Genomic DNA, 16,830 nt, shown 5'->3' with positions numbered 1-16,830 from the left:
CGGGCGTATATCATACGCCCTTTCTTTTCTCCGTTCGTATAAAGCCGTTTGATCCCGGCGATAACGCCGTTTGCGTCGACGGAGTCGATCGCGGGTCGCGCCTTTTGAACGGAACACAAGGAACATACCCGCGCGCGACGCGGTACGATCCAAGGTGGATCCCGTGACGAAGAAACGCGAATACCGCGACGACTACGACGAGAAGACGCTGTACATCCCCGGCCCGACGGAGGTCCGCGACGATGTCATCGAGGCGATGGCTCAGCCGATGTTCGGCCACCGAATGGACCGGATGACAGACCTCTACACGACCATCGTCGAGGACACGAAGGAATTCCTCGGCACCGACAACGAGGTCGTCATCCTCACCGGGTCCGGCACGGAGTTCTGGGAGGCGACGACGCTGAACCTCGTCGACGAGCGCGTCCTCGTCCCGACCTGCGGCGCCTTCAGCGAGCGCTACGCGAACGTCGCCGAGCGGCTCGGGAAGGACGTCACCCGGCTGGAGTACGAGTGGGGAGAAGCCGTCAAACCCGAGGACGTCCGGGAGGCGCTGGAGTCCAGCGACGAGGGGTACGACATGGTCGCGGGCGTGATGAACGAGTCGTCGACCGGCGTCCGCAACCCCGTCGAGGAGATGGGCGACGTGATAAGCGAGTACCCGGACACCTACTTCGCCGTCGACGCCGTCTCGTCGCTCGGCGGCGACTACGTCGACATCGACGACCACGACATCGACGTGATCTTCGCGTCGACCCAGAAGGCGTTCGCGATGCCGCCGGGGCTCGCGGTCTGCGTCGTGAGCGACGACGCCTACGACCGCGAGACCGAGAAGGGGGACTCCTCGTGGTACGGCGGCTTCCGCCGGACGATCGACTACTACGACCGGAAGGGACAGACCCACTCGACGCCCGCCATCCCGATCATGTTGGCGTACCGCCAGCAGATGAAACACATGCTCGACGAGGGGCACCGCGCCCGCGACGAGCGCCACCGCGAGATGACCGAGTACGTCCACGACTGGGCCGGCGAGCACTTCGCGATGTTCCCCGAGGAGGGGTACGAGTCGCAGACGGTCGCCTGCATCGAGAACACGCAGGGGATCGACGTGGCCGCGACCATCGAGGAGGTGAGCGAGGAGTACGACATGGCCTTCTCGAACGGGTACGGCGACATCGGCGAGGAGACGTTCCGGATCGGCCACATGGGCGAACACACCGTCGAGAGCGTGAAGGCGCTCACCGACGCCATCGAGGACGTCGCCGACCTCTGACGGGACCGAAAGGCGAGTCAGTCCTCGTCGCGGTCGCCGACCAGTTCGATCCGGTAGATGCGTCCGCCCGCGTCCGTCCGGTCGACGCCGACGACGACGAAGGCGTGGTCCGCGACGTCGACGATGTCTCCCGTGTCGAGCGGCGCCGTCGCGTCTTCGTCCGCGTCTCCGGCGACGGCGTCCGCACCGACGCTCAGGGCCGCTTCGCCCCGATCGATCGCGCGACGCCAGAAGGCGTCTGACGGCGGCCGCGGCCCCACCCGCGACGCCAGTTCGCTCCGTGTGAGTCGTCTCATCGGATTTGCCTCGTCGCGGGCGCCCTTAGCCGGTTCGGATCCGGCCGAGTCGACTCCCGGAGAACGCTCACAGCCAGAGCAGTTGCGCGTGTCGCGTCTCCTCGAACTCCAGGACCGTCTCCTCGTCGACGAGCCCGGCCTCGACGGCGACGCCGACAGATTCGGTGCCGACGATGTTCGCCACCTGCGCGCGCTGGAGCCCGTCGATGACCTCATCGCGGGTCGCCTCGACGGCGTCGTCCCCGCCGTAGAACTCCTCGCTCACGGTGAGCGTCACGGGGCCGTCCTCGTAGGTCTCGCCGAGGCAGTCGGGGTCACAGACGGAGACGAGCCGACCCTCGGCGGTCTCGCGCTCGCGCAACAGCATCTAAAAGCCCTCGGGACCCTCGCCTTGCAGCTCGCGTTCGGGGCCCGCGGCGTCGCCCCCGTCGCGACCGCCCGCACCGCGGCCGCCCGCTCCGGGTTGCCCGCCCTGCGGTCGACCGCCTCGACCGGGCGCCTGCCCGGTCTGCTCTTCGATCATCTCGCCTTCGGTCTCGCGCCGGATCTCCTCGGCGCGGTCGGCGACCTCCTCGGCCTGCTCGTGTTCGCCGGCCTCCTCGAGGGCCCGCGCCTTCTCCTCTAACACGCCCGCGTCGCGGTAGCCGAGGCGGATCGCGTTGTCGAAGCAGGTGACGGCGTCCTCCGCGAGGCCGCGCTCGACGAGGAGGAAGCCGCGGTTGTACCAGGCTTCGGCGAAGCGCGGGTCCGTCTCCACCGCGCGCTCGGCGTGTTCGAGCGCCTGCTCGCCCTGACCGGACTCCCAGAGCGCGTACGCGAGGTTGGTCTCGGCGGTCGCGGCATGTTCGGAGTCCTCGTCGATGCGCAGCGCCTCCTTGTAGGCGCCGATTGCCTGATCGAACTCCTCTAACTGGGCGTGGGCGGCGCCCTTGTTCACCCACGCCTCCTGTGCCTCCAGCGAGTCCTCGTCGGCGAAGCGGGCGGCGCGTTCGAAGGTCTCAGTGGCCTCCTCGAAGCGGTTGATTCCCATGTACGAGAGGCCGACGTCGACGAGCTGCTCGACGTCGACGTCCTCGCTGCCGATGTTCCGTCGGTCCAGCTCGTCGGTCAGCGCGCGCGAGTCGACGGGGTCGACGCGGCTCGGGTCCTCGCCGAGCTCCGGCGGCTCCAGCGTGAACGCGTCGTAGTCGGCGTCGACGCCCTGCCCCGAGGAGAACTCGTGGCCGTCGTCGTCGCGTTCGTCGGTCATACCATCGATTTAGCGGCCACGACGCGTAAGGGTTGCGTCGCACCGCACGCATCGTGGACGGTTCTCACGGCGGGGCGGCAGGTCGGGGTCGCCGTCGCCGGGAGCGCGTGGTGAGCGGGAAAATCGGAGCGTATCGGCGTGCCCGAGACGGGCACGCGTCGCACGTTCTAGGTCGGACGGCCGCCGCGCGGCGTATCAGGCCGCGATGGTGCGGTCGTCGGAGTCGGGGGTGACGGGGTCGGCCACGAGCGTGGCGTCGAGGCTGTCGTCGCCGAGCATCCCGGTCGCGAACACGGTGTAAGACGTCGCGCCGTCGAAGTCGACGTCCGAGAGGCGGAGGACGCTGTCCTCCGAGCCGGTCGGGCGGACGTCGATGTCGTAGGCGTCGGCACCGACCGTCGCGAACGAACTGTCGCCGAACGCGACGTGCTCGAAGAGGGTCGATCCGCCGGCCATGACGTCGACCGCGGGGGCGTCCGGGACCGTGTGGACGAACCGAATGCGTGCGTCGCCGGCGTCGACGGTGGAGCGGTCGTCGGTCATGACGAGCGCCTCGATGTCGGCGAGGGCGTTGATCGCCAGGACGGTGTAGCTCTCGCCGTCGGCGACGTCGAGCGTGGCGGAGAGGACCGCGTCGCCGCCCGTGGCGGGAACGATGTCGACGTCGTAGGAGCCGGCGTCGACGTCCATGTACTCGCCGAGTGTGCCGAAGGAGACGCCCTCGAGGAGCGAGTCGCCGTCGATACGGATGTCTACCGCGGGTGCGTCAGGGGAGAAGTGGCCGATACGAAGCTGAGTGATCATGATGTACAGTACAGTAGGACAGCTGAGTATATAAGGATAGTGAGATGTTAGATAGCACTGCGCGATAGCGGGGCGAACGCCGCCGTCGGCCGCGCCGTTTCGACGAGAGCGAACGCGTAGAAGGGACTTAGGGGCCCATATAACGTCGAATACTGCGTTCTCGGTCTCGACATTCCTTCGCGATTCCGCGCGTGTGTCACGGGACGCACGTTCGACGAACGGTCGTTCGGTCGCGATTCCTATCTGAATCAAGAAACTTCTGCGACCTATCGCGGGCGGAACGACTCTATCACGGACGAACGCGGTTCTCAGAGCCCAGAACGTCAGATCGGTGCCGTAGTTTTATCAGTTCGGGGCGCAGACGTTCGGTCGATGACAGGTCTCCGACTCTCGACGCGACTCCGGTTCGGCGTCGCGGCCCTCCTCGTCGCCGTCGGCGCCGCCGCCAGTCTCGCGACCGCACCGGACCTTCCGGAGCGAATGGTGACGACGTGGAACGGCGCCGGCGAGCCGACTGGAACGCTCTCCCGGACGGTCGGCATGTGGCTCGTGCCGGGACTCGGCGCGGCGCTGCTCGGCCTGTTCGCGGTGCTTCCGCGGATCGACCCACTCGGCGAGAACGTCGCCGCGTTCCGGGTCCACTACGACCGGTTCGTCGTCGTGTTCACGGCGTTTCTCACCGCCGTCCATCTCGCCGTCCTCGCGTTCAACCTCGGGTACCCGGTCGACGTGACGACGCTCGCGGTGGCGGGGTCGGCCGCGCTGTTCTACTACGTCGGAACGGTGCTCCCGCACGTCGAGCCGAACTGGTTCCTCGGGGTTCGGACGCCGTGGACGCTCAGCGACGACGCGGTCTGGGACCGCACCCACGCGCTCGGCGCCCGACTGTTCAAGCTGTCGGCGCTGATCGCCGTCGTCGGCCTCTTTTCCGGCGAGTACGCGGTGTACTTCCTCGTCGGCCCGGCGCTCGCGACCGCCGCGATCACGGTGGCCTACTCGTACGTCCTGTACGCGCGAGGCGAACGGGAGACCGACGCGGGCGACGAGGTCGGTCGGACTGCGAAGTGAACGGAGCGAGAGCGACCGGCGACGGTCGTCCGGCGTTCGGGCGAGTACGGCCCCGGTGCCCGGCGTTTATATCCGCGGCCCCGAAGGTGTTGGTATGACCGAGGAGTCACGCGCGGACCGACGGTCTCCCGTCGGCGAGCCCGTCGTCCGGTCGGACCCGGCGGTGACCGGCGACCGGGCCGCGGAGGCGGTGGGCTTCGACCCGAACGACCCCGAGAGCGTCGCGGAGGCGGCCGAGACGGTGGCCCGGTTCGCGGCCGGCGGCGTGGGCGACGACGACAACGTCTTAATGTTACGCGGCGCCGCCGCCTGCGCGGCGCTCGTCCGCGGCGTGGGGTCGTACAAGGACGCGGCGGAACGGGCGGGCGACGGCGTCTCCGTCGCGTTCATCCGGAAGTGGGCGCGGGTCCACGACCTCCCGCAGGCGATCCGTCGACAGGTCGCCAACGGCCGGATCGCACCGAGCGCCGCGAAGCACGTCGCGCGGCTGGGCGGGAGAGACCGATACCTGCTCGCGTGGGCGGCGATCGACGGCGACCTCACGGTCAGAGAGGTGCGCGCGGTCGCCTCAGCGGTCAACGACGGGGCCGACATCGAGACCGCCGTCCGCGACGCGGGCGTCGAACTCGGCCGGCTCCAACTTCGGCTCCCGCCGGAGACGTACGTCGAACTGCGCCGCCGCGCGTCGATGGAGAACGTCGATCCGGGGACGCTCGTCGCCGACGCGGTCGACGCGTACCTCGACGAGTAACCCGGGGTCGGCTACGAGTCGTCCGCGCGGTCGCTCGCGAACCGCACCGCGGCGGCGGCGATCGCTTCTCTCGCCCGCTCGACTTCTTCCCACGCGATCGTCTCGTCCGGGTAGTGCGCCTCGTCGATGGTGCCGGGACCGAACAGCACCGCCGGGATTCCGGCTCCGACGTAGTGGCGCGAGTCGGCACCGTACGTCGCGCCGCGCGGCTCGGCGTCCGGGATGCCGGCCTTGACGATCCCCGCCCGCACCGCCTCGACGACCGGCTCGTCGACGGCGATCTCCGCGGGCTCGAACTGGACGGAGAACCGCTCGAACCGCGGCGGGTGGTCGCACAGCCACGGGTCGTCGGCGACCACCGACCCCAGCCGCTCGCGGAACGTCGACTCGACCTCGGCGACGGTCTCGCCTGGGGCCACGCCGATCCGGAACTCGGCGGTGAGCGTCGCCGGGACCGTCGACGCCCACGACCCCGCCTCGACGCGCCCGCAGACGACGGGCCACGGGACCGGAAACTCGTCGTAGAGCGGGTGGGCGACCGATTCGGTGCGCTCTCGCTCTAGGTCGGCGAACGCCTCCCGCACGGCCTCGAACCGCGGGAGGACGTCCTCGCCCCGCCACCGCGTGGCCGCGTGCGCGCTCCGGCCTTCGATCTCCAGTCGGGCCATGAACGACCCCTCGGAGGCGACGACGGGACGCAACTCGGTCGGCTCCGCGACGATCGCCGCGTCGCGCTCGAAGGGGTACGGGTTCGCGAGCGCGGCGGTCGCCGCGCCGTAGCCCCCGTCCTCCTCGCCGGCGACGGCCTCGACCACCAGGCGAAGCCCCGACGCGGGAAGCGCGACGGAGCCGTCAACGACCCGCGCTCGGAGGTCGACGGCGGCGCCGATACAGGCCGCGATCCCGGACTTCATGTCGGCCGCGCCGCGGGCGGTGAGCGTCTCGCCGGCCGCGTCCGCCCCCCAGACCGGCTCGAAGGGATCGCTCGACCACTCGGTCGGCTCGGCGGGAACCACGTCGAGGTGGCCGTTCAAGACCAGCGTCGGCGTCGGGTCGCCGTCCCCGTCGACTCCGCGGGAATCGGCGGCGTCTCCGACGCCCAGTTCGAGGACGCCCGCGACGCTCCGCCGCCCCTCGACGGCCGCGGCGTCGAGGTCGTCGGGGAAGGAGGGGTGGTCGGCGAGGACAGAGGCGTCGGCGTCCCAGGCGTACGTCTCGAAGCCGAGGTCGTCGAGTCGGTCCGCGACGAACGCGGCCGCGGCCGCCTCCTCGCCGGCGGTCGAGCGATACCGGCAGAGATCGGCGGCGAAGGCGCGCATGTCGAACACCATGCTCGCGGCGACGACGGGGGGTCGGAAACCCTTTCGGGTCGGGCCGGCGGCTATCGCGGTTCTAAACGTTTATCCGTCGGCTGGCCGTACAGCGATTCGTCTGGGCCGGTAGCTCAGTTAGGGAGAGCGTCCGGCTTTTAACCGGACGGTCGGGGGTTCGAATCCCTCCCGGCCCGTACAGTGAGACGGTGAGCAACGCGAACCGTCGAGTGAACCGGTCGGGAGGGATTCGGAGAGGCCAGTCGCGCGGAGTGAGCGAAGCGAACGAGCACGTCTGGGCGTGGTTCGAATCCCTCCCGGCCCGCTGTACCGCCGCGAGCAAAACCGCGAGCGGCGGTGCTGTGCGAAGGGCGGGATTCGAATCAGGGAGCGGGAAGTGAGCGAGCGCAGCGAGCGAACGAAGGCGACCGTGGTTCGAATCCCTCCCGGCCCGTACCCCTCGCGGCGAGCACTCCGCGAGCCGCGAGGCCGTCGAAAAGAGAGGGATTCGAACCCGAGGAGTCGCGCGCAGCGAACGGAGTGAGCGAGCACGTCTCCACACGGTTCGAATCCCTCCCGGCCCGCTGTACCGCCGCGAGCAAAACCGCGAGCGGCGGTGCTGTGCGAAAGGCGGGATTCGAATCAGGGAGCGGGAGGTGAGCGAGCGAAGTGAGGCGAACGGGCGCGACTGGCCCACGCTCGCTCCGCTCGCGCGGATCCCTCCCGGCCCGCTGTACCGCCGCGAGCAAACCCGCGAGCGGCGGCTCACGAGCGTCGAAACCGGGAGAAACGTGCCGCGTCGCCGCGGTGAGCCGGCTTCAGTAGCCGAGCTGCTCGCGCACGAGGACGATCGTCGTCCGGCCCTCCTCGGTCTCGCGGCGGTAGACGAGCTGTTTGGCGATGGCGGATTCGACGCCGTACGCCTCCTGTGCGCGCTCGTTCTCCAGCGGATACGCGACCGACTCCAGGCGGTCGAAGGCGTCCGAGAGCGTCGGAACGATCTTGTTGATCCCGGTGACGATGACGACGTTGCCCGCGGCGAACGGGTACGCGCCGATCCGGCTCCCGGAGAGGTCGGCGGCGACGAGCTCGCCGGTCTGCGCGACCGCGTTGATGCCGCCGAGGAAGTAGTCCGCCGTCTGCGACTCCCGCCGCGCGGTCTGTCGCTCCGCGTCGTCGTCGATGCCCCATATCTGGTCCGGCAGGCTCTCCCACTCGTGGTCGCCCTCACTGAGGAACTCGTCGAAGCCGATCTCTTCGAGCGTGGTCGAATGACCGTTCATCACGGAGACGCTCGCGGGGATCTGGGCTTTCACGGTCTCTAACGCCTCCTCGGCGTCGTCGACGACGATCACGTCGAAGCCGCGCTCCTCTAGCTTCGCGACCGTCTCCTCGACGGTCTCGTCGTCGGGAAGTTCGTCCAGTTCCGCGTCGATCTCGGCGTCGTCCGCGTAGTCGGCTTTCTGCTGTGGCATGGTGAACGTGAGAACCTCGTCGAAGGATAGGAGGGTCGGGAGTCACTTAATCGCTCGCGGACACCGCCGTCCAGTGGTTACGCCGGTGTTACCCTCCTGTCGTACGAGGCGAATGTGGGGAACAGTGACGCGGCACGTGGTCGGAGGCGGCCGGGACGCTCGGGTCGAACGACGAGCGGAACGCTCGGCGACTGAGTCGTCGATAAAAGTCGCATGTCGTCGGGGCCCGAAGGCGGGCGCACGACGGTCGGTCTGCGGACGGTGCGGTGAGGCGACTGCGGTCGGCGTGGGTGGTGTAGTTGTCCTATCGGACGCTTACATCGCGCCGCCCATGCCGCCCATGCCGCCCATGCCGCCGCCCATGCCGCCGGGCGCGCCGCCGGGGCCGCCGTCGTCGCCGCCGTCGTCGGTGCCGCCGCCTTTGAGGTCGCCGGCCGCAATGACGTCGTCGATGCGGAGGATCATGACGGCCGCCTCGGTGGCGGACTCGATGGCCTGGGTCTTGACGCGGAGCGGCTCCACGACGCCCTCGGCCTCCATGTCGATCACGTCGCCCGTGTAGGCGTCGAGACCGGCGCCGAACTCGCCGCCGTCGTGGCGGGAGCGGAGGTCGACCAGCGAGTCGATGGGGTCGAGACCCGCGTTCTCGGCGAGGGTGCGCGGGACGACTTCTAAGGCGTCGGCGAACGCCTCGACGGCGAGCTGCTCGCGGCCGCCGACGGAGTCGGCGAAGTCGCGGAGCTGCAGCGCCAGCTCGGCCTCGGGGGCGCCGCCGCCGGGCAGCACCTTCCCGTCGAGCAGCGTCGTGCGGACGACGCCGAGCGAGTCGTCGATGGCGCGCTCGACCTCGTCGACGACGTGTTCGGTGCCGCCGCGGAGGATGAGCGTGACGGACTTCGCCTCCTCGACGTCCTCGACGAAGATGCGCTCGTCGCCGCCGATGTCCTTCTGGGCGACGGAGCCGGCGAAGCCGAGGTCGTCGGACTCGATGTCGTCGAGGTTGGAGACGACGCGGCCGCCGGTCGCGCGGGCGAGGCGTTTGAGGTCGCCGGACTTCGCGCGGCGGACGGCGAGGATGCCCTCCTGCGCGAGGTAGTGCTGCGCCATGTCGTCGATGCCGTCACCGACGAAGACGACGTCGGCGCCGATGTCGGTGAGGTGGTCGACCATCTCGCGGAGCTGCTCCTCCTCCTGGTCGAGGAACTGCTGGAGCTGGTCGGGGTCCGTGACGTTGACCTCGGCGTCGATCTCCGTCTCCTTCACCTCGATGGCGCCGTCGAACAGCGCGACGTCGGCGTCCTCGACCGCGAAGGGCATGTTCTCGTCGACGCGCTCCTTGTCGACGATGACGCCCTCGACGAGCTCCGACTCGTCGATGGAGCTGCCGACGACCTTCTCGACGGAGACGTTCTCCGTGTCGATGCCGTCGTCGTCCCGGACCGCGAGGACGGCGTCGACGACGAGCTCGGCGAGGAGGTCCTTGGAGTTCTCGGCGCCCTTGCCCGTCATCGCCGTCTCGGCGATCTCGACGAGCGTGTCGCGGTCGTCCGCGGAGACGTCGATGGCCTCCTCGTCGAGGATCTCCTTGGCCTTCTCGGCGGCCTGACGGTACCCCTGCGCGAGGGTCGTCGCGTGGATGTCCTGATCGAGGAGCTCCTCGGCCTGATCGAGGAGCTCACCGGCGACCACGACCGCGGAGGTGGTGCCGTCGCCGACCTCCTCCTCCTGCGTCTCGGAGACCTCGACGATCATGTTGGCCGCCGGGTGGTCGATGTCCATCTCCTTCAGGATGGTGACGCCGTCGTTCGTGACGACGACGGACCCGCCGGAGTCGACGAGCATCTTGTCCATCCCTTTCGGGCCGAGCGTGGTGCGGACGGACTCCGCGACCGCCTTGCCGGCCGTGATATTCATGTTCTGAGCGTCCTTTCCGGATGTTCGCTGCGACTCCTCGGAAAGTACGATCATGGGCTGATTGCCCATCCGCTGGCGCTGTGACATTACAACCATTGATTGTTTGTGATTCTATATAAACCTTCCGCTCGGGTCGTGCGGAACCGCAACACGGTGGGGGAGTAACGGCTGGTGTGCGGTGCGTTCACACAGCCCTTTATATAGAACTCCAGATCAACTATCGGCCGTTGGTCGCTTATAAACAGACCGCGGTGGCGCGTGCCTGCGAGCGGCCGCTAGGCCGCGAGTCGCGAGGGACCGGAGGTCCCTCCGGCAGCCGGCGCTACGCGCCGGCGACGAAGCGAGCAACGAGGTTGGGGAGGCGTGAGGCTGCGGTGCTGTGCGGTGTGGGGCGGGATTCAAAGGGGCAGTCGTGAGGCGGGCGCAGGCGACGCGAGCACCGCAGCGAGCAGCGCGAGCGAGGAGCGCGGCGAGCGTGCGCCCGCCTCACGACTGGGGCTTTGGCGGTGGTCGCTGTCGATCCGCTGTCAGCAGTTTATACGCGATCGACCGGGCCGCCGGAAACCGTCGCAGCGAAATCAGTCGGAAGGAAACAGAACCGATCGGCGACGCTGACACCGGATACCGATTACTGCGGCGCGTTGAAGCTCACGTCGTCGTCGAGCTCGTTCGACATCCGCTCTAAGTAGGAGTACACCGCGCCGTGCGGGGCGCCGTCGAGCAGCATCCCGACCGCTCGGCGGACCACTTCGAGCTCCTCGGGCTGGCCGACGGCGCCCACGGTCGAGCCGTAGACGACGACGTTCGCGCCCGACAGTTCCTCGATCAGTTCGCGCGTGCGACCGTTCTCACCGATGATCCGGCCCTTCTTGCGCTGGAGGTCGTTGTCGTTGCGGGTGTGCTCCGAGAGGTCGATCAGGTCGAGCGTCCGGAGGTCGTGGTCGAGGATCGACAGCGCCGTCTCCGGCTTGAAGCCGCGGCCTATCGCTTTGATGATGTCCGGTGCGACCATCGCCGCGACGGGGTCGTCGCGCTCCTCGATGGCGACGCTCCCCGACTCCGAGTCGATGTCGAGCCGCACGTTCGCCCGCTCTTCGATCTCCCGCATCGTCTCGCCGCCGGCGCCGATGACGACGCCGATCCGGTCCTGCGGAACCGTCACGTGTTGCATACGACGGAGTACCCGGCGGAGCCTTTTAAGCGTGTTCCGGTGACGACGACCGCGGGAGGCGGTAACGCGCCCGTAGCGCGGTGGACGCGGTCGAACACGACGCGAGACAACGTTTCTCACACCTGCCGAGCGTATTTACCGGAAAGCGTCCGACTCGGACCATGGAAGTTCGTCGACCGACCGACGAGACGGACATCGAGGAGTCGATCCGGGTCCACGGGCTGGCGTGGCGGGCGGCCTACGACGAGATCCTCCCCGAGGCGGTCCTCGACGAGACGACGGTCGATCCGACCCCTGAGGACGTTCGGAGCTGGACGGACCGGCTCGACGACGGCGACCGCGGCGTCGTCTTCGTCGCCGTCGACGACGGCGTCGTCTGCGGGTTCGTCGACGTACGCTGGGGTGCGGAGAACACGAAGCCGTTCGTCGGGGCAGACGAGGCGGGCGTGAAGGCGATCTACGTCCGTCCCGATCGGTGGGGCGAAGGGATCGGTTCGGCGCTGCTCGACCGCGCGATCGACGCGGTTCCGGACCGGGTGGAGGCCGTCCGACTCGAAGCGTTCGCCGAGAACGACGTCGGTGCCCGGTTTTAAGAGGCCCGCGGCTTCGAGCGGGTGGACGCGGGCGAGGCCGAGATCGGCGGCGGGACGTACCCGACCGCTATTTACGCCCGCGAGGTCTGACCCGAACCCGCGGTCGGGGCCGCGGCCGAGTCACTCCCGCTCGTCCGCTTCCGGCACCTCGTCCGCCCCCGCGCTCGACTCCCCGTCCGCTCCCGGCTCGCCGCCCGGCTCCGGCTCCGGCTCGGTCACGTACGCGCGGAGGTCGTCGGGGTCGACGTCGATCCCCTGTCGCGTGAAGAAGGTCGCCACGTTCTCGCAGTCCCGCTTCAGGAACTCTCCGGCGTTGGGATGATGGACCGTCACCGCCTGCCCCATGTCGATTATCACCAGTTCGCCCTCGTGGATGATCATGTTGTACTCCGAGAGGTCGCCGTGGATCAGCCCGGCGCCGTAGAGCCGGCGCATGTACTCGCGGACGACCTCGTAGGCGGTCTCCGGGTTCTCCACGTCGACCTCCGAGAGCCGCCGGGCGCGCTCTTCGGCGTGTCCCACCAGCTCCATCACGAGGACGTTCCGCTGGACCGCGATCGGTTCGGGCACCCGGACGCCGGCCTTCCGCGCTCGTTCGAGGTTCGCGAACTCCTTGCGGGTCCACGCCAGCACGACCGCCTTCTTGTCGCTCGCGATCCCGTCGAAGCGCGGGTCGCCCTCGAGGTAGTCGCGCATCTGCCGGAAGTTCGAGGAGTTGATCCGATACACCTTCACCGCGACCTCGCGCTCGGGCGTGACGCCCTCGGGACCGCCCCCCGCGGCCTCCGATCCCGGCTCGGGGCGCTCGCCGGCCTGCCCGCCGAGCGCCTCGAAGACGCTCGCCTCCTTGCCCGTCGACACCGGCCCGCCGAAGGCGTCGACGTAGCCGTCCTGGACCAGCTTGTACACCGCCGCAAGCGTGGCGTCGTCGAACACCGACTCCTGCAGCTTGAACTGCTCCGTGTCCTTGATCCGCTTGCGGAACTCGTCGAACTCGCGGTCCTGTCGGAGGGCGATCCGGTCCGCCTCCGTGTCGGAGACGTCCAGCTGTTCCCACTCGTCGCCGGGCTGGTCCGCGGGTTCGAGCAGACCGAAGTCCTCGCTCATTCGTCACCGGGTTCGGCGGCACGAGGGATAAGCGAGGGGGTCCGTGCCCCCCCCCCCCCCCGACGACGGCGACCGAGCGCGATCGAAACGCCCGTCACAGCACGTCCATCGCGTCCTCGACCGGCATGTGGCCGTCGCGGACCGCCTCCAGTATCGTCCGGCGCTCCTCGGTTTCCGGGTCGGTCGAGTCCGCGTCGTCCCCCTCGTCGCCGACCTCCCCGAGCGTCACCTTCTCCGTCTCGCCGACGAACTCGGGGAAGTCGGTGCCGTCCGCGAGGGCTTTCTCCTTCTTGACGCGATACGAGCCGGCGTCGGTGGTGTAGAGGTCGCCGGGGTGGAAGAAGTACCAGTCCTCGCGGTCGAACCGCACCGCGATCCGCGCTTTCGCGCCGAAGTTCCGCGCGAAAAAGAGGAGCGCCTCGACCTCCTCGCCGGTGAGGTAGATCGGGTCGCCCGCGCTCGATTTCGCCTCGATCGCGTAGAACGTCTCGCCGTCGCCCGCGAGCACGTCGGGGAGCTCCCGCTCCGTCGCCGAGCCGCTCGCCGGGGCGCGCATCACGGCGAACCCGGCCTCGTCCAAGGCGTTCACCAGCTCGCGCTCGCGGCGGTCTCCCTTCCGGTTAGCGGACACGGTCGTCGTCACCCGGTTCGATCATGGGCGTCGTAGACGCGAGCCGGGCAAAAGCCCGGCGGGTCGGCGGGGCGCGGTCGCAGAGCGATTCCATGCGCGCGGCGCAGTCGCGTTCTCGCGTCACCCTCGCGCCTCGCATCACCCTCGGAGCCGGCACCACAGCGACCGGATCCGGTAGCCGAGCGACCCGCGCTCGTACCCGTTCCAGCCGCTCATCCCGCCGGCGAGCGTCGACGCCTCGTAGCCCGCGTCGTCGAGCATCCGCGTCGCGCGCTTGGCGACGATCCCCATCTTACAGACGGTGACGACCTCGCGGTCGTCGGGGACCTCGTCGAGCCGGCGGCGGAGCGCGGCGTCGTCGCCGCCGCGGAGGTCGTCGTACACCGGCACGTTCCGGCTCCCGTCGATCGCGCCGGCCTCGAAGTCCGCCTCGGGGCGGATGTCCAGCAGGAACGGCTCGTCGTCGGTGCCGAGGCGCTCGTCCAGTTCGTCCGGGCGGATGCGACTCATCGGCGGAGGGTCGGTCTCACGAGGGAAATTCCTGCCGACCGCGGCCGGTACTCGGCGACCAGCACCACCCTCACTCCCGCATTCGCTCGGCGTGTTCGAGGACGACCCGACCGAGTCGCTCGGTGCGGCGGCGGAGGTCCTCGTCGGTGATCCGGGGACCGGCGTTCGGATCTGTCGCGCCCGTCTCGATCTTCGAGGAGGCGCCCTGGATCCCGACCTCGTGGGGGACCGTCCACGCGTGGACGTTGCGGAACGTCGACCGGAGGTGTTCGAGCGTGCCGCCGTAGGAGCCGCCGCCCGCGGTCGCGAGCAGGCCGACCGCGGTGTTCGCGTACTCGTCGGAGCCGCAGAAGTCGTGGAAGTTCTTGAACGTCGACGAGTAGGAGCCGCGGTAGACGGGCGTGCCGGCGAGGACGCCGTCCGCCTCGCGAACGCGGCGTTTCAGCGCCTCGCTGTCGCCCTGCGCGTCCTCGTCCGGGTGGTACAGCGGGAGGTCGACCGCCCCGAGGTCGATCAGGTCGGTCTCGGCGCCGACGTCGGCCGCGGCCGAGAGCGCGACGCGGAGCGCGGCCCGCGTCGTGCTCGCCGCCCGGCGGCTTCCGGACACCGCGACGATTCGAGTCATGGCCCCGCTTCGCGGGCCGGTAGCAAAAGCGCGGCGAGTCGAAGCGGCGACCGGGCGGCACCGGGCCTTATTATCTCGGCCGGTGACGAGGCACGCATGGACGAGATTGCCTTCGGCACGGACGGCTGGCGGGCCACCCTCGACACGTTCACCGACGACCGGGTGCGGATCGTCGGACAGGCGGTCGCCGATCACCTCGCGGCGGCGGGCCACGACGAACCGGTCGCGGTCGGCTACGACGCCCGCGAGACCTCGGAGGGGTTCGCCGAGAGCCTCGCGGAGGTCCTCGCCGGCAACGGCTTCGACGTGATCCTCCCGGAGCGCGACGCGCCGACGCCGGTGATCGCCCACGCCATCGTCGAGCGGGGCCTCGCCGGCGCGTGCATGGTCACGGCGTCGCACAACCCGCCCGAGTACAACGGCGTGAAGTTCATCCCCGACGACGGTGCGCCGGCGCTGCCCGAGGTCACGGAGGACATCGAGAGCCGACTCGCGGAGCCTGACCTGCTCCCCGAGGCCGAGCGCGGCGACGTGTCGCGAGTCGACCTCGTGAGCGCCCACGCCGACGCCGCCCGCCAGATCGTCGGCCGGATCGCCGGGGTCGACGGGAACGACGTCGACCTCGACGGGGTGACGGTCGCGTACGACGCGATGCACGGGAGCGGGCGCGGCGTCACGGACGCGCTCCTCGAGTCGGCCGGCGCGGAGGTCGTCCGCCTGCGCTGTGACCGCGACGTGACCTTCGGCGGGGACTCCCCCGAGCCCTCGGCCGAACACCTCGGCGATCTGGCCGACCGCGTCACCGACCCGGAAAGCGAGGTCGACCTCGGGATCGCCAACGACGGCGACGCCGACCGGATCGCGGTCGTCACGCCCGAACGCGGCGTCCTCGACGCCAACCTCTTCTACGCCGCCTGCTACGACCGGCTCCTCGAAGCCGACTCCGGGCCGGCGGTCCGCACCGTCTCGACGACGTTCCTCGTCGACCGCATCGCGGAGGCGCACGGCGAGGCGGTGTACGAGACGCCGGTCGGGTTCAAGTGGGTCGCCGAGGCGATGGGCGACCACGACGCGCTGTTTGGCGGCGAGGAGTCGGGCGGGTTCACCGTCCGCGGGCACGTCCGCGAGAAGGACGGGGTGTTGATGGCGCTGCTCGCGGCCGCGACCCACGCCGCGGAGCCGTTCGACGAGCGGGTGAACCGCCTGCTCGACGAGCACGGCCGCATCGCGGCGGGGAAGGTGTCGCTCGACTGCCCCGACGACCGGAAGGCGGGCGTCCTCGACGACCTCGACGACCACATCCCGGAGACCGTCGACGGCCACGCGGTGGCGAAGGTCGTCACGCTCGACGGGTTCAAACTCCTCTTGGAGAACGGCTCGTGGCTGCTCGTCCGGCCGTCTGGCACGGAGCCGAAGCTGCGGGTGTACGCGGAGGCCGACTCCGAGGCGGCCGTCGACGACCTGCTCGCCGCGGGGCGCGACCTCGTCGAACCGCTGATCTGACGCCGGAGCGGCGACCGGCCGGGTCGCGAGCGAGCGACGCGCAGACGACGGCCGACCGGACCGCCGCCGACAGACCTGCGGGCCGACGGCGCGAGAGTTTCAGTTCCGCCTTGCGTTCGGCTCGTTTATTTATGAATTAACCTCGTACCGTCGCGTACGGCCGGAGGTCCGGCCGAGAGCGACCCATGATCGACGAACCGCTACCGACGCCGAGTGGCAACGACGCCGAATCAGAGTCGAGCGACGAGCGACCGAGCGATGAGCAGACGGGCGACGAGCAGCAGAACGCGGAGCAGTCGAACGAAGCACAGCCGGACGCGCCGCGCCCGGTCCGCGGGCCGGCGACCGGTCCGGATCGAACCACCGATCCGCCGCCCGATTCGGGCGCGGGCGGAGAGGCCGATGACCGCGAGCCGGAGCCGCTGGCCGGCGACGGGGACGCGGACGAGTCTGAACCGCTCGAACACCGACTCGAACGCATCCGGCTGTGGCGAACCGTGGTGACGCTCGCGGTCGTCGTCGCCCGTCTCGTCCGGTCGCTTTGAGCCTT

18 protein-coding genes and 1 tRNA gene are annotated in these 16,830 nt (G+C 69.7%); 7 read left to right on the top strand and 12 right to left on the bottom strand.

Annotation, left to right across the window (positions count from 1 at the left end; genetic code table 11):
- Positions 1-163: 163 nt before the first annotated feature.
- Positions 164-1,273: a pyridoxal-phosphate-dependent aminotransferase family protein gene (locus tag ACZ5KW_RS03715; protein WP_343778471.1), complete on the top strand. Its 1,110-nt coding sequence runs from the start codon at positions 164-166 to the stop codon at positions 1,271-1,273.
- A 17-nt stretch (positions 1,274-1,290) separates the two neighbouring features.
- On the opposite strand, the gene ACZ5KW_RS03710 is transcribed toward ACZ5KW_RS03715, so the two are convergent.
- The 4 genes from ACZ5KW_RS03710 to ACZ5KW_RS03695 form a co-directional block, all read right to left on the bottom strand.
- Positions 1,291-1,569, bottom strand: a complete 279-nt coding sequence (locus ACZ5KW_RS03710) for a hypothetical protein (protein ID WP_343778473.1) — start codon at positions 1,567-1,569, stop codon at positions 1,291-1,293.
- A 67-nt stretch (positions 1,570-1,636) separates the two neighbouring features.
- Positions 1,637-1,936 (bottom strand): DUF424 domain-containing protein, encoded by a 300-nt coding sequence (locus tag ACZ5KW_RS03705; RefSeq protein WP_343778475.1) that lies wholly within the window; start codon positions 1,934-1,936, stop codon positions 1,637-1,639.
- Positions 1,937-2,818 (bottom strand): tetratricopeptide repeat protein, encoded by an 882-nt coding sequence (locus tag ACZ5KW_RS03700; RefSeq protein ID WP_343778477.1) that lies wholly within the window; start codon positions 2,816-2,818, stop codon positions 1,937-1,939.
- Positions 2,819-3,013: 195 nt separating this feature from the next.
- Positions 3,014-3,622, bottom strand: a complete 609-nt coding sequence (locus ACZ5KW_RS03695) for a DUF4397 domain-containing protein (protein WP_343778478.1) — start codon at positions 3,620-3,622, stop codon at positions 3,014-3,016.
- Positions 3,623-3,994: 372 nt separating this feature from the next.
- Here ACZ5KW_RS03695 and ACZ5KW_RS03690 point away from each other — a divergent pair, with 372 nt between their 5' ends.
- Positions 3,995-4,690, top strand: a complete 696-nt coding sequence (locus ACZ5KW_RS03690) for an SdpI family protein (RefSeq protein ID WP_343778480.1) — start codon at positions 3,995-3,997, stop codon at positions 4,688-4,690.
- Positions 4,691-4,784: 94 nt separating this feature from the next.
- Positions 4,785-5,441 carry a DUF7119 family protein gene (locus ACZ5KW_RS03685; RefSeq protein ID WP_343778482.1) on the top strand — a complete coding sequence of 219 codons (657 nt, stop codon included), beginning with the start codon at positions 4,785-4,787 and terminating at the stop codon, positions 5,439-5,441.
- An 11-nt stretch (positions 5,442-5,452) separates the two neighbouring features.
- Here the strand turns inward: ACZ5KW_RS03685 and ACZ5KW_RS03680 are convergent, their stop codons facing one another.
- A complete protein-coding gene (locus ACZ5KW_RS03680; RefSeq protein WP_343778484.1) occupies positions 5,453-6,772 on the bottom strand; it encodes a M20/M25/M40 family metallo-hydrolase in 1,320 nt (439 codons plus the stop codon).
- Positions 6,773-6,874: 102 nt separating this feature from the next.
- Here ACZ5KW_RS03680 and ACZ5KW_RS03675 point away from each other — a divergent pair.
- A tRNA-Lys gene (locus ACZ5KW_RS03675) sits at positions 6,875-6,948 on the top strand.
- Between the two features lie 621 nt (positions 6,949-7,569).
- Here ACZ5KW_RS03675 and ACZ5KW_RS03670 read toward each other — a convergent pair.
- The 3 genes from ACZ5KW_RS03670 to ACZ5KW_RS03660 form a co-directional block, all read right to left on the bottom strand.
- Positions 7,570-8,226 carry a lactate utilization protein gene (locus ACZ5KW_RS03670; RefSeq protein ID WP_343778486.1) on the bottom strand — a complete coding sequence of 219 codons (657 nt, stop codon included), beginning with the start codon at positions 8,224-8,226 and terminating at the stop codon, positions 7,570-7,572.
- 315 nt (positions 8,227-8,541) lie between these two features.
- A complete protein-coding gene (gene thsA, locus ACZ5KW_RS03665) occupies positions 8,542-10,194 on the bottom strand; it encodes a thermosome subunit alpha (protein ID WP_343778626.1) in 1,653 nt (550 codons plus the stop codon).
- Between the two features lie 574 nt (positions 10,195-10,768).
- On the bottom strand, positions 10,769-11,311 hold the full coding sequence (locus ACZ5KW_RS03660) for a KH domain-containing protein (protein ID WP_017343573.1): 543 nt from the start codon (positions 11,309-11,311) through the stop codon (positions 10,769-10,771).
- Between the two features lie 161 nt (positions 11,312-11,472).
- On the opposite strand from ACZ5KW_RS03660, the gene ACZ5KW_RS03655 reads away from it, so the two are divergent.
- Positions 11,473-11,904: a GNAT family N-acetyltransferase gene (locus ACZ5KW_RS03655; protein WP_343778488.1), complete on the top strand. Its 432-nt coding sequence runs from the start codon at positions 11,473-11,475 to the stop codon at positions 11,902-11,904.
- 120 nt (positions 11,905-12,024) lie between these two features.
- Here the strand turns inward: ACZ5KW_RS03655 and rio1 are convergent, their stop codons facing one another.
- The 4 genes from rio1 to ACZ5KW_RS03635 all read right to left on the bottom strand — a co-directional run bounded on the left by rio1 (position 12,025) and on the right by ACZ5KW_RS03635 (position 14,777).
- On the bottom strand, positions 12,025-13,011 hold the full coding sequence (rio1, locus tag ACZ5KW_RS03650) for a serine/threonine-protein kinase Rio1 (protein WP_343778489.1): 987 nt from the start codon (positions 13,009-13,011) through the stop codon (positions 12,025-12,027).
- A 94-nt stretch (positions 13,012-13,105) separates the two neighbouring features.
- Complete coding sequence (hjc, locus tag ACZ5KW_RS03645; protein WP_343778491.1) at positions 13,106-13,654, bottom strand: Holliday junction resolvase Hjc; 549 nt, start codon at positions 13,652-13,654, stop codon at positions 13,106-13,108.
- 126 nt (positions 13,655-13,780) lie between these two features.
- Complete coding sequence (locus ACZ5KW_RS03640) at positions 13,781-14,152, bottom strand: rhodanese-like domain-containing protein (RefSeq protein WP_343778492.1); 372 nt, start codon at positions 14,150-14,152, stop codon at positions 13,781-13,783.
- 70 nt (positions 14,153-14,222) lie between these two features.
- Positions 14,223-14,777 (bottom strand): NADPH-dependent FMN reductase, encoded by a 555-nt coding sequence (locus tag ACZ5KW_RS03635; RefSeq protein WP_343778494.1) that lies wholly within the window; start codon positions 14,775-14,777, stop codon positions 14,223-14,225.
- 96 nt (positions 14,778-14,873) lie between these two features.
- On the opposite strand from ACZ5KW_RS03635, the gene ACZ5KW_RS03630 reads away from it, so the two are divergent.
- Together ACZ5KW_RS03630 and ACZ5KW_RS03625 are read left to right on the top strand one after the other, a co-directional pair.
- A complete protein-coding gene (locus tag ACZ5KW_RS03630) occupies positions 14,874-16,280 on the top strand; it encodes a phosphohexomutase domain-containing protein (RefSeq protein WP_343778496.1) in 1,407 nt (468 codons plus the stop codon).
- 185 nt (positions 16,281-16,465) lie between these two features.
- A complete protein-coding gene (locus ACZ5KW_RS03625; RefSeq protein ID WP_343778498.1) occupies positions 16,466-16,825 on the top strand; it encodes a hypothetical protein in 360 nt (119 codons plus the stop codon).
- Positions 16,826-16,830 lie beyond the last annotated feature (5 nt).

It is taken from the genome of Halorubrum ejinorense, assembly GCF_055389685.1.
The sequence above is the reverse complement of the archived record's forward strand: the minus strand, read 5'-3'. Positions and strand labels throughout refer to the sequence as shown.